This window comes from Streptomyces sp. SBT349 (assembly GCF_001083795.1).
In the GTDB taxonomy this organism is placed as follows: Bacteria; Actinomycetota; Actinomycetes; order Streptomycetales; family Streptomycetaceae; genus Streptomyces.
The window spans coordinates 1-11,425 of sequence record NZ_LAVK01000254.1 but is presented as its reverse complement, the minus strand read 5'-3'; the positions used below and the strand labels follow the sequence as shown (position 1 = coordinate 11,425).

Below are 11,425 nucleotides of genomic sequence, written 5' to 3'. Positions count from 1 at the left end.
GAACGGGCCGGGCGGGGGGAACGAGCGGGACGCCCGGCGGGTGCTGTACGTCAGGTTCCTCGGGGGCACCGGCGAGGAACCCCCGGCCTACCCCGGGCTCCTGGGGCTGCTCCATGGCATCACCCCCGTCGTCCAGGCCCTCCCGCCCGCCGCCGCGCTCGCCGATGTCCGGGGCGCGCTGCGGTACTTCGGACGCGACGCCGTCCGGCTCGCCGGTCTGGTCCGGGTCAGGGCGCTGGCCCTGCACGGCGCCGACTGCGCCATCGGCGTCGCGGCCAACCCCCTGCTGGCGCGGATGGCCGCCGACCTGAACGGCGCCGGGGTGGCCGAGGTGCCTGACACCCCGGAGGCGGTCGCCGCGTTCCTGGGCGACCGGCCCGCCCGCGCCCTGCACGGGGTCGGCGCCGCGACGGCCCGCGCGCTGTGCTCCTACGGCCTCGACACCGCCGGCAGGATCGCCGCCGCGCCGCCCGCCACCCTCCAGCGAATCCTCGGCGCCACCACCGCCCGCCGCGTCCACGCCCTCGCCCGCGGCGTCGATCCCACGCCCGTCACCCCGAGCGCCCCACCCCGCACGGCGTCCGCCGAGCTCAGCTTCGGCCGCGACGAGCTGGACGCGTCCGTGCGCCGCCGCGCCCTGCTCACCCTCGCCGACGACCTCGGACACCGGCTGCGCGGCGAGGGCCGGACCGCCCGCGCGCTCACCCTCACCGTCCGCTACGCCGACAGGAGCGCCACCACCCGCAGCAAGACCCTCCCCGAACCGACCGCGCACACCCCCGCGCTGGCGGGCATGGCCTACGCCCTGCACGACGCGCTCGGCCTCCAGCGGGCCAGGGTCAGGGCGGCGCCGCTGCGCGCCGAGGAACTGGCCGACGCCTCGTTCACCACCCGGCAGCTCTCCCTCGACCCGGCCGACGAGCGCCGCCGCCGCGCCGAGGCGGCGGCCGACCGGGCCCGCCGCCGGTTCGGTCCCCTGGCGGTCGGCTACGCGGGCCAGTTGGGCAGGGCGGCGGGAAGGGGGCCCGGTTGACAAAGTTAGGTATGCCTAACCTAAATTGTCCCCGTCGATCCAGCGCGCGCACCCCGGCCGAGACCGAGACCACGAGACCGAGACCAAGGGACACCCACAGAACCCATGAGCATGCCCGGTCATGCACCACCCGTGTCCGCACCCCCCACCCTCCTCGAACCCGACCTGCTGGCCGCCGCCCCGGCGGGACTCGCGGACGTCGGACGGCTCGTCACCGAGCTGACCAGGGAAGCCGCGGGTGCCCTGCGCCGCCGCAGCGGCCCGCTGCCCGCCCTCACCCCGGCCGAGCTGTCCCGGCTCCTCGACACCCAGCTCCCCGAGGGCCCCCTGCCCCGCACCGGTGGCGGGCGGGGCGCGGTCCTCGCGCTGGCCCGTTCGTTCGCCGCCCACACCGTCGACCTCGCCGACCCGCGCGCCGCCGCCCACCTCCAGCCCCCCGCCCTCAGCGTGGCCGCCGCCGCCGACGTGCTCGCCTCGGTCTTCAACCCCTCCCTCGACACCTGGGACAGCGGCCCCTACGCGGTCGAGATAGAACGCCGCCTCGTCCGTTCGCTCGCCGGGCTCACCGGCTTCGGCCCGGAGGCCGACGGCGTGCTCACCCCGGGCGGGACCGCCTCCAACCTCCAGGCCCTCCTGATCGCCCGCGACAGCGCGCTCCGTTCCCGGGGCGACACCAGGGGCGCGGGGCTCGCGGGGCTCGCCGTCACCCCCGTCGTGTACTGCTCCGAGCTCGCCCACTTCTCCGTCGCCCGCGCCAGCGCCGTGCTCGGCCTCGGCGAGGACGCCGTGCGGACCGTGCCCGCCGACGCCGACCACCGCATGGTCCCCGCCGAACTGGACCGCGCCCTGGCCTCGCTCGCCGAGGACGAGGTGCCCATCGCCGTGGTCGCCACCGCGGGCACCACGGACTACGGCTCGATCGACCCGCTGCCCGAACTCGCCGCCGTCGCCGCCCGGCACGGCGTCCGGCTGCACGTGGACGCGGCCTACGGGGGAGGCGCGCTGTTCTCGGACCGGCTGCGCCCCCTGCTCGCGGGCATAGAGGCGGCCGACTCGGTCACCATCGACCTGCACAAGACGGCCTGGCAGCCCGCCGCCGCCAGCGCCCTGCTGGTCCGCGACGCCCGCGCCCTCACCGCCTCCACCGGGCTGCGCGTCGCCTACCTCAACCCGGACGACGACGGCGCCGCGGGATACGACGGGCTGCTCGGCCACTCGCTCCAGACCACCCGCAGGGCCGACGCGTTCAAGGTGGCCGCCACCTTCCTGGCCCTGGGCCGCGAGGGCATCGGCGCGATGCTCGACGCCTGCCACGACCTGGCCCGGCACGCCGCCCGCACCGTGACCGCGCACCCCCGGCTCGACCTCACCGCCGACCCGGTGCTGACCACGGTCGTCTTCCGCTACCTGCCGCAGGACCCCGGCGCCGCCGCCGACCCGGCGCGCGCCGGCGCGGTCAACGCCGCGCTCCGCCGCCGCCTCCTGCGCGAGGGCACCGCGCTCATCGGCCGCACCGACGTCGGAGGCACCGTCCGGCTCAAGCTGACGCTGCTCAACCCCCAGGCCACCACGACCGACATCGACGAACTGCTCGCGGCCGTGGTGCGGGCGGGCATGAGCGAGGAAACGGCATGAACGAGGTAACGGCATGAGCGCGGCGGACGACCGACCCGTCCTCGACCTGGCCGCCGTCGGGATCGGGCCGTTCAACCTCTCCCTCTCCGCCCTGGCCGACGAGGTGGACGGGCTCTCCTACGCCGCCTTCGACCGGCGCCCGGCCTACGACTGGCACCCCGGGCTGATGTTCGACTGGGCGTCGCTCCAGGTCGGGTTCCTCGCCGACCTCGTCTCCCTGATCCGCCCCACCAGCCGCTGGTCGTTCCTCAACTACCTGGTCGAGCACGACCGGATGTACCCCTTCTACATCGCCGAGCGCTTCCACATCCCGCGCCGCGAGTACGCCGACTACTGCGCCTGGGCCGCCGCGCGGCTCCCGGCCTGCCGCTTCTCCACCTCCGTGGACGCGGTGCGCTGGGACGGCGGGCGCGACGTGTGGGAGCTGGAGCTGCGCGAGGCGGACACCGGCCGCACCCGCACCGCCGCCGCGCGCAACCTGGTGCTCGGCGTCGGCACCGAGCCCGCGCTGCCGCCCCCGCTGGCCTCCGCCGCCGAGGCCGCCGGGGACCGCGTCTTCCACTCCGGCGCGTACCTGCACCGGATCGACGCGCTGACCGCCGCGGGCGTCGAGGACGTCACCGTCGTCGGCTCGGGGCAGTCGGGCGCCGAGGTCTTCCTCGACCTGCTGCGCCGCCAGCGCGCCGCCGGCTGGTCGCTGACCTGGCTGACCCGCTCCTGGGGCTTCGCCCCGCTGGACTACTCCAAGCTGGTCCTGGAGTACACGACACCGGCCTACATGCGGTACTTCAACGCCCTGGACCCCGCCGCGCGCGACCGGCTGATCGCCTCCCAGTGGCAGCTCTACAAGGGCATCGACAGCGAGACCATCGACCTCATCCACGCCGAGCTGTACGACCACATGCTCGACGGCGACCGGCCGCCGGTCACCCTGCTGCCCGCCACCTCCGTCCTCGGCGCCGAGCCCGCCGCCGACGGGTCGGCGATCCGGCTGACCACCGCGCACGCCGACACCGGGCGGGAGACCGAGGTGACCACCGGCGCCGTGATCGCGGCCACCGGCTACGCGGGCCGCCGCCCCGACTGCCTGGCGCCCGTGGAGAAGCTCATCGCCTGGGACGGCCTGGGGCGTTACGACATCACGGAGGGACACCGGGTCCGCACCGTTCCCGAGGTCACCGCGGGGCTCTACGTGCAGAACGCGGAGCTGCACACCCATGGCGCCGCCGCCCCGGACCTCGGCATCGGCGCCTACCGCGGCGCCCTGATCCTCAACGCGGTGACGGGCCGCGACGTCTTCCGCATCCCGCGCAGGACCGCGTTCCAGACGTTCGGCCGGCCAGGCCGGCCAGGTCAGCCAGGTCGGTCGGCGCCCGGTGGCCCGCCGCCGGGGCCCGCGTCCGCCCCGCCGGAGGACCCTGCGGCACAATCGCTGGGGTGAAGGTCACCATCGATCCACTCTCACCGGCCGCGCCCTACGAGCAGCTGCGCGCGCAGATCGCCGCCCAGGCGCGGTCGGGGCGGCTGCCCGTCGGATACCGGCTGCCCACCGTCCGGGGACTGGCCGACGAGCTGGGGCTCGCGGCCAACACCGTGGCCAAGACCTATCGCGCCCTGGAGGCCGACGGCGTCGTGGAGACCCGGGGTCGCAACGGCACGTTCGTCGCCGCGGCCCGGGACGCCGCCGCGCGGGAGGCAGCGGCGGCGGCCCAGGCGTACGCGGAGCGCGTGAGGCGGCTCGGCCTGGACCGCGCCGCGGCACTGGCCGCGGTCCAGGACGCCATCCGAGCCGCCTACGCGACCGCTTAGGGGGAGGGGGAGAGGCCGTCAGGCCCGGGAGGCGCCCCCGCCCCACAACCACACGGTGGTGTCCTTCGGCAGCAGTCCACCGGTGACCCGGTCACTCGCCAGCAGCACACCCCACTTCCTCGGGAGCGGGAACGGCTCCTCCGAGAAGTTCACCAGGCAGCGCAGCACCGGCGAGCGTTCGAAGCCGAGCACGCCGTCGGGCGTCTCCAGCCAGCTCAGCGCCTCGCCCCTGAACCCGGGCTGCCCCTGCCGCAGCCGCAGCGCCGCCCGGTACAGCTCCACCATCGACCCGGGCGTCCCCGACTGGGCCTGCGCGGTCCAGCCCGCCCAGCCCGAAGGCTGCGGCAACCACGGTTCGCTGCCCTTGGGTCCGAAGCCGAACGGCGCGTCCAGGCCCGACCACGGCAGCGGCACCCGGCAGCCGTCCCTGCCCCGGACCGTGTGGCCCGAGCGCCGCCACGTCGGATCCTGGAGCGACTCCTCGGGAAGGTCCTCGACCTCCCACAGGCCGAGCTCCTCGCCCTGGTACAGATACGCGCTGCCGGGCAGCGCCATGGTCAGCAGCGCCGCCGCCCGCGCCCGCCGCAGCCCCAGCTCCCGGTCGCTCGGGCCGGGGCGCACGTCGTGTTCCAGCGTCCGCGTGCAGTCGCGGCCGTAGCGGGTGACGTGGCGCGGCACGTCGTGGTTGGAGAGGACCCAGGTCGGAGGGGCGCCGACCGTGGCGAGCGAGCCGACGCAGCCGTCGATCACCGCGCGTAGCTCCTTGGACTCCCACGGGGCCTTCAGAAACGCGAAGTTGAACGCCTGATGCAGCTCGTCCTGACGGACGTAGAGCGGCAGCCGGTCCTCGTGGACGTGCGCCTCGGCGACGAACAGCCGGTCGCCCGCGTAGGAGTCGGCGATCTTCCGCCACGTCTGGTAGATCTCGTGGACGCTGTCCAGGTCCCAGTGCGGGTGGTTCTCCCGCCGCCGCTCCTCGTCGAACAGCGCCTCCTCGGGCAGGCCGATGTCGGGCAGCCCCGGCCGCTTGGCCAGCCCGTGCGCCACATCGACGCGGAAGCCGTCCACGCCCCGGTCGAACCAGAAGCGCAGGATCGACTCGAACTCGGCCCACACCTCCCGGCTGTCCCAGTTGAGATCGGGCTGCTCGGCGGCGAAGAGGTGCAGATACCACTGGCCCGGGGTGCCGTCCGGTTCGGTGATCCGTGTCCAGGCCCGGCCGCCGAACCGGCTGCGCCAGTCGTTGGGCGGGAGCGAGCCGTCCGGGCCGCCGCCGTCCCTGAAGACGTACCGCTCGCGCTCGGGCGACCCGGGCGCGGCCTTCAGGGCGTCGGTGAACCAGCGATGCTCGTCGGACGTGTGGTTGGGAACGATGTCGAGGACGACGCGCAGGCCGAGCGCGTGCGCCTCGGCGATCATCTCCTCGGCCTCGGCCAGCGTGCCGAACGACGGGTCGATGCCGCGGTAGTCGGACACGTCGTAGCCGCCGTCAGCCATCGGCGACGGATACCACGGGTTGATCCACACGGCGTCGACACCGAGCTCCCTGAGATAGGGGAGCCGGGCGCGGAGTCCGGCGATGTCTCCGATGCCGTCGCCGTTGCCGTCGGCGAAGCTGCGGATGTAGACCTGATACACAACGGCAGTGCGCCACCAGGGTGCGGCCGTGTCTTCGTCAATACGGGTGCGGGGCACGTATCTTCCATTCCTCTTGCGAGTTGACCCTGGAAAATGCGCGGATTGAGCGGCTCACCGCGCAGTAGTGCGGCTGTGCTGGTCCGGTTCAGGTCCCGGCCGGAGTGAGGAGTGATCTTGTCGGGGTCGCGCGGCGCGCGCCGCGCTCGTGGTGCCCCGGACGACCAGGCGCGTGGGCACCACCACCCGGGTCGGCTCCTCGCTCGCCCCGGACAGTGCGTCCAGAATCTGGCGGGCGAGCAACTCTCCCTGGTGAGCTACGGGTTGGGCGACAGTGGTGAGATCAAGCAGCTCCGCGGTCTCGTGGTCGTCGAATCCGACGACGGACACGTCGTCGGGGGCGCGCAGCCCCATGCGGCCCAGCGTTCGCAGCGCGCCGAAGGCCATCTGGTCCGACTCGGCGAAGACCGCCGTGGGCGGATCGGGAAGACTGAGCAGCTGCGCCATCGCGGACGCGCCCTCTTCTATGCCGAAGTGCCCCGGGGCCTCGAGGTCCGGGTCGTACGGGATACCCGCCTGGGCCAGCACCGCGCGGTAGGCGTGCTGGCGGACGATGGGCGTGGTGAAGCCCCTGGGATCCCCAAGTGCGCCGGTGATCATACCGATGCGGCGGTGTCCCAGGTTGACGAGGTGGCGGATGGCGGTGCTGGTGCCCTCCGCGTTGTCGATGGAGACGTGCCAGCAGCCGGGGATGCGGGTGCCCAGGACGGCGATGGGCACCTCCATCGACACCAGCGCCTCGGACTCGGGCGCCGAGAGCGGCAGGTTCAGCACGATCAGGGCGTCGACGCGGCGGCGCAGCGGCATGCGGGTGAAGAACCGCTCGTGGACCCGCTCGTCGCCGAGGTTGTACAGCAGCAGGTCCAGGTCGTTGGCGCGCAGCACCGAGTCGATCCCGGCGACGACCTGGCTGTAGAACCAGCGGTTCACGAAGGGCAGAACGACGCCGACCGTGCCCGTTCTCCCGGAGGCGAGGGAGGAGGCGTGCGGGGAGATCGAGTACGAGAGCTCCTCGGCGGCACGCAGGACCCGCTCGCGGGTCGCCTCCGACACGTTCGGCAGCCCGCGCAGGGCGCGTGAGACGGTCGCGGTGGAAACCTCCGCGCGCCGGGCGACGTCGATGATGCTGGCAGCCATAACCCTCCGATCACGGCAGTGGACCGAACGTACTGCCGATGCCGGAAGGAATGCAATCGTTTACATGAAAAGATCTTGGGTTCTTGCTGAAATCGCCCCGCAGACCGTCAGGTTGACGATAACCGCAGGTGAAACGCCTGAAACGGATGATGTAAACGTGTACATCACCGGGGTGGTTCCGGTGCCTGCCCGCCCCCGAACAGGCAGGCGCCGGAACGCTGGTGACGGCTCAGGCTCCCAGTTTCCCGAGGGCCGTGGTGAGGGTTGTCGTGAACTCGCCTACCGGAGCGTGCTCCAGATTCCCCATCTGCCTCCAGTCGATCAGCGTGACGCGCGTGCCGTCCTGCCCGATGCCGAACAGGCTGACGCCGGTCCCGGACTCCGGCGGGGCGACGTGGACGCCGTAGATGTGGCCGCCGTCGGCGCCCTCGACCGTGCCGTAGTCGTCCCAGGCGGCCGTCGAACCCGGGTTCTCACGCAGCCAGTCGGCCGCGCAGTCCGCCGCGGCCTCGTTCAGCGCGCCGACGAGCGCCGCCGCCTCCGCCGCGTCGCCGGTCTCCACGACGACCTGGAGACCGCTGGTGTCCATCTCCGTCCAGAAGGACGTGTGCCAGCTGTCCTCGGCGGGCAGCTCGTCCTCGAAGCAGAACACCGGGACCTCCGGCAGGCCCTGCACCGGCCCGTGGGAGTACCAGCCGTCGGGGTGTGACGGCATGTCCCCGCCCGTGATGAACGCCTCTTCCCCGATCGGGTCGGCGGCGGCCTGGGCGGTGGAGACGGAGGAGACGGCCATCAGACAGGCCGCCGTGAGAGAGCCGGCCACCAGGTGACGGCGGCCGGGAACAGCAAGCTTCACGGATCCCCCCAAAGGATCGTGCGGATGTGTGCCACGAAGCCTGCGCGGGGTCGCGCGCCGTGGGCAACAGTTCCGTGCCGATCGGGGACGCGGGAACGGTTACGGCCGCCCTGACGTGCGACGATGGGTCTTCCCTGGAACGGCGTCGCGGGACGTTCGCGGGACCGGGGACGATGGGGGAGAGATGACGGGGAACCCGGCCGGAGAGGCGTTCGCCGCCCGGCTGCGCGAAGTGAAGGACCGCTCGGGCCAGAGCTTCGGGACGCTCGCCAGGCGGATGCACGTGAGCACCTCCACCCTGCACCGGTACTGCTCCGGCGCCGTGGTCCCGGCCGACTACGCGCCGGTGGAACGGCTCGCCCGGCTCTGCGGCGCGGGCCAGGAGGAGCTGGTGGAGCTGCACCGGCTCTGGGTCCGGGCGGAGGCGCTGCGCTCCGAGGGCCGCTCCAGGGGGCGCTCCGCGGCGAGGCCGGACCGCGGGGCCGAGCCCGCGCCCGAGCGCGCCGCGCCCGAACGGGCCGTGGCGGAGCCGGACATGGCGGAACGGGTCGGGTCCGGTGGGCCGGTCGCTGCTCCGCCCCCGCCCGAACCGCCCCTCGTTCCCCGGGAGTCGGCGGACTGGGCCCTGGGCGAGCCGCCGGGCGGGGACGCGGACGGTGACGTGGTCGCCCTGGGGAGGCCGGGCGAACGGGGGCGGCGCCGCGGCCGATGGGCCGTCCTCGCCGGGATCGCCGCGCTCGTGCTGGTGGTGGCCACCGTCGTCAACGCCACCATCTCCGACGGCGCCACCGACCGGGGCCGTGACGCCGCCGCCCCCCCGCCCGCCGCGCCGCTGTCCTGGACCGCCAGGTCCCACGTCTGGGAGGGCGGCTGCGGCCACCGCTACCTCGTCGACCGCCCCGTGGGCGAGATACCCCCGCCGCCCATCGCCCAGGACGCCGAGCCCTGGGCCGAGCGGCTCGACGCGGTGCACGGCGACTCCACCATCGTCGAGGCCACCGTCCGCCCCGACGACGCGGCCGGGCCCGTGGTGATCGAGGCTCTCCACATCCGCGTCGACGAGCGCCGGGCCCCGCTGGACTGGCCCGCGTTCGACATGTCGCTCGGCTGCGGCGGCGCCCTCACCCCCGCCTCGTTCACCGTGGACCTGGACGCCGAACGCCCCGTGGCCCGGCCCAGCGACGGCTTCGACGGGGACACCGGCACCGAACTGAAGCCGCCGGGCCTGCCGTTCGCGCCCACCGCGACCGAGCCGCTCGCCCTGCGCGTCTCCGCCTCGACGCGGACCTGCGACTGCTCCTGGTACATCGAGCTGGTGTGGAGCGGCGGCGGCGAGCGCGGCACGCTGCGCGTCGACGACGACGGCCGCCCCTTCCGCACCAGCGGGAACGGGGAGGAGACCGCGTACCAGTTCGCCTTCGAGACGGAGACCTGGATCGGCGGATGAGGCCGGATCGGGGCATGAGCAACCTCGCCCCGGAGCCCGCCGCCGACGCTCGGCAGCGCCGTCGTGGGAGGCCGGGCGATGAGTTTCCCCACCGGGGCGAGTCTCCACGAACCGGAGCCGGCGAAAGGCGCCGGCCGGACCGGAAGGTGGAAGCATGACAGCCCACGCCACCCCCGCGGAGGTCGCCGCGGCCTTCATCGACGCGTTCTCCCGGCGCGACATGGAGGCCGTCGCCCGCTGCGTCACCGAGGACGTGATCTTCGAGAGCCCGCGGACCAGACTCACCGGAGCCGGGCCCGTCCTCGCCGCGGTGGGCGAGTTCGCCCAGGCCGTCACCGGCGTGCGGGTGCTCGCCGTGGTCGGCGACGGAGAACGGGCCGTGATCACGTACGACATGGAGACCGTCCCGTTCGGCACGGTACGCGCGGCCGACTACCTCGTCGTCCGTGGCGGCAGGATCACCTCCGACTCCCTGGTGTTCGACCCGCACGCCCTCCAGCCGCGGGGAGCGGAGGATTCCCGATGACGGTGTCGGGAGTGGCCGCTCAGCGCGCGCCGCACGGCCCGCGGGTGCCGGACCTCGGCTCGTCGGCGGGCCCCGCCGTATTCGCGTTGCGTCGTGGGGTTCGGGCGTCCTAGCGTTGCTCTCCTCCTGGGCAGGGAGGATCTGCCCTGCCCGCGGCCACGAGTCAGTAGATCGGAGACGCGGAACGGGATGACTGCCCACCTCCACGCACTCTGCTTCGATGCGAACGACCCACTCCGCCTGGCGCGCTTCTGGGCCGGCGTCCTCGGCTGGGAGGTGGCCGACGAACCCGACGAGGGCGTCGCCCTCCTGCCGAGCGACGACACCGGGTTCCGGCTCCGGTTCCTCCCGACCCGGGAGCGGAAGGCCGGCCCGAACCCGATGCACTTCGATCTGACGAGCGCCTCCCTCGACGACCAGCGGCAGACGGTGGAGACGGCCCTCGGGCTCGGCGCCCGGCACATCGACGTCGGTCAGCGCCCGGAGGAGGGGCATGTGGTGCTCGCCGACCCCGAGGGCAATGAGTTCTGTGTCATCGAGCCGGGCAACAACTTCCTCGCCGAGTGCGGATTCGTCGGAGCGCTCGCGTGCGACGGTTCGCAGGAGGTCGGGTACTTCTGGAGCAAGGCACTGGGCTGGCCGCTGGTCTGGGACCAGGACGAGGAGACCGCGATCCGCTCGCCGCATGGCGGCCCGAAGATCACCTGGGGCGGCCCGCCCCTGACGCCGAAGACGGGGAAGGAACGGCCGCGTTTCGACCTCGCCCCGCCTGCCGACGGCGATCAGCGGGCGGAGGTCGACCGTCTCGTCTCCCTGGGGGCGACGCGCGTCGGCATCGGCCGGAACGAGGACGGCTCGGTGGCGATGGCCGACCCCGACGGAAACGTATTCAGCGTTCTGACCCCCCGGTAGCACGGCGATCGCGGTCGGCGTCCCGTGCTGGCCGACCTCCGTCGGGAGGGGTCCCCGGCGCCCCGGCTAGGGTCTGCGTCACATGTGACAGGCGATCGGGCGACCGGCGGACCGGGTGGGAGGGCGCTGCGGCATGGGGGAACGGGAGCCGGGGCCCGAGCGGTCGCCGGAGGACGTCGAGCGGCTCGCGGACGAGGTGGCTCGGCTCCGGGAGCGCGTGGGCGAGCGCCGCGGCGGGCCGCGGTTCACGCGCCGCGGGCTGCTCGCCGCCGCCGGGGCGACCGCGGTCGTCGCCGGGGGGGGGGACCGCGGCCACGCTGCTCGCCCTCGGCGGGTCGGAGGAGGCGGAGGTGGCCGGGCTCGCCGCCGCCACCC

Annotated in this window: 11 protein-coding genes; 8 read left to right on the top strand and 3 right to left on the bottom strand. The window is 74.0% G+C overall.

Features of this window, described 5'->3' with window-relative positions:
• Positions 1-40 precede the first annotated feature (40 nt).
• From ADY01_RS25720 to ADY01_RS25705, 4 genes are all read left to right on the top strand, one after another.
• Entirely contained in the window at positions 41-1,033 is a 993-nt protein-coding gene (locus ADY01_RS25720; RefSeq protein WP_063784355.1) for a DNA polymerase Y family protein, read from the top strand.
• Positions 1,034-1,165: 132 nt separating this feature from the next.
• A complete protein-coding gene (locus ADY01_RS25715; protein ID WP_053171201.1) occupies positions 1,166-2,668 on the top strand; it encodes a pyridoxal phosphate-dependent decarboxylase family protein in 1,503 nt (500 codons plus the stop codon).
• Positions 2,669-2,681: 13 nt separating this feature from the next.
• A complete protein-coding gene (locus ADY01_RS25710; RefSeq protein WP_049578269.1) occupies positions 2,682-4,109 on the top strand; it encodes a lysine N(6)-hydroxylase/L-ornithine N(5)-oxygenase family protein in 1,428 nt (475 codons plus the stop codon).
• On the top strand, positions 4,097-4,477 hold the full coding sequence (locus ADY01_RS25705; protein WP_049578273.1) for a GntR family transcriptional regulator: 381 nt from the start codon (positions 4,097-4,099) through the stop codon (positions 4,475-4,477). Before ADY01_RS25710 ends, ADY01_RS25705 begins: the two co-directional genes overlap by 13 nt.
• An 18-nt stretch (positions 4,478-4,495) precedes the next feature.
• Here the strand turns inward: ADY01_RS25705 and ADY01_RS25700 are convergent, their stop codons facing one another.
• The 3 genes from ADY01_RS25700 to ADY01_RS25690 form a co-directional block, all read right to left on the bottom strand.
• Positions 4,496-6,115: an alpha-amylase family glycosyl hydrolase gene (locus ADY01_RS25700; protein WP_234320413.1), complete on the bottom strand. Its 1,620-nt coding sequence runs from the start codon at positions 6,113-6,115 to the stop codon at positions 4,496-4,498.
• A gap of 111 nt (positions 6,116-6,226) precedes the next feature.
• Positions 6,227-7,309, bottom strand: coding sequence for a LacI family DNA-binding transcriptional regulator (locus ADY01_RS25695; protein WP_049578265.1), 1,083 nt, complete (start codon positions 7,307-7,309; stop codon positions 6,227-6,229).
• 229 nt (positions 7,310-7,538) lie between these two features.
• Positions 7,539-8,132, bottom strand: a complete 594-nt coding sequence (locus ADY01_RS25690; RefSeq protein ID WP_159001425.1) for a hypothetical protein — start codon at positions 8,130-8,132, stop codon at positions 7,539-7,541.
• A 217-nt stretch (positions 8,133-8,349) separates the two neighbouring features.
• On the opposite strand from ADY01_RS25690, the gene ADY01_RS25685 reads away from it, so the two are divergent.
• The 4 genes from ADY01_RS25685 to ADY01_RS40890 form a co-directional block, all read left to right on the top strand.
• Positions 8,350-9,612 (top strand): helix-turn-helix domain-containing protein, encoded by a 1,263-nt coding sequence (locus tag ADY01_RS25685; protein WP_049578262.1) that lies wholly within the window; start codon positions 8,350-8,352, stop codon positions 9,610-9,612.
• A gap of 154 nt (positions 9,613-9,766) precedes the next feature.
• On the top strand, positions 9,767-10,138 hold the full coding sequence (locus ADY01_RS25680) for a nuclear transport factor 2 family protein (protein WP_049578260.1): 372 nt from the start codon (positions 9,767-9,769) through the stop codon (positions 10,136-10,138).
• 189 nt (positions 10,139-10,327) lie between these two features.
• Positions 10,328-11,050: a VOC family protein gene (locus tag ADY01_RS25675; protein ID WP_049578258.1), complete on the top strand. Its 723-nt coding sequence runs from the start codon at positions 10,328-10,330 to the stop codon at positions 11,048-11,050.
• A 133-nt stretch (positions 11,051-11,183) separates the two neighbouring features.
• Positions 11,184-11,425: hypothetical protein (locus ADY01_RS40890; RefSeq protein WP_234320412.1), on the top strand; the 242-nt coding region annotated here is incomplete at its 3' end.

Bases quoted from the DNA above. Each gene is read 5' to 3' on its own strand.
- ADY01_RS25710 (WP_049578269.1), top strand. From the start codon at position 2,682: ATGAGCGCGGCGGACGACCGACCCGTCCTCGACCTGGCCGCCGTCGGG.
- ADY01_RS25695 (WP_049578265.1), bottom strand. From the start codon at position 7,309: ATGGCTGCCAGCATCATCGACGTCGCCCGGCGCGCGGAGGTTTCCACC.
- ADY01_RS25685 (WP_049578262.1), top strand. From the start codon at position 8,350: ATGACGGGGAACCCGGCCGGAGAGGCGTTCGCCGCCCGGCTGCGCGAA.
- ADY01_RS25680 (WP_049578260.1), top strand. From the start codon at position 9,767: ATGACAGCCCACGCCACCCCCGCGGAGGTCGCCGCGGCCTTCATCGAC.
- ADY01_RS25675 (WP_049578258.1), top strand. From the start codon at position 10,328: ATGACTGCCCACCTCCACGCACTCTGCTTCGATGCGAACGACCCACTC.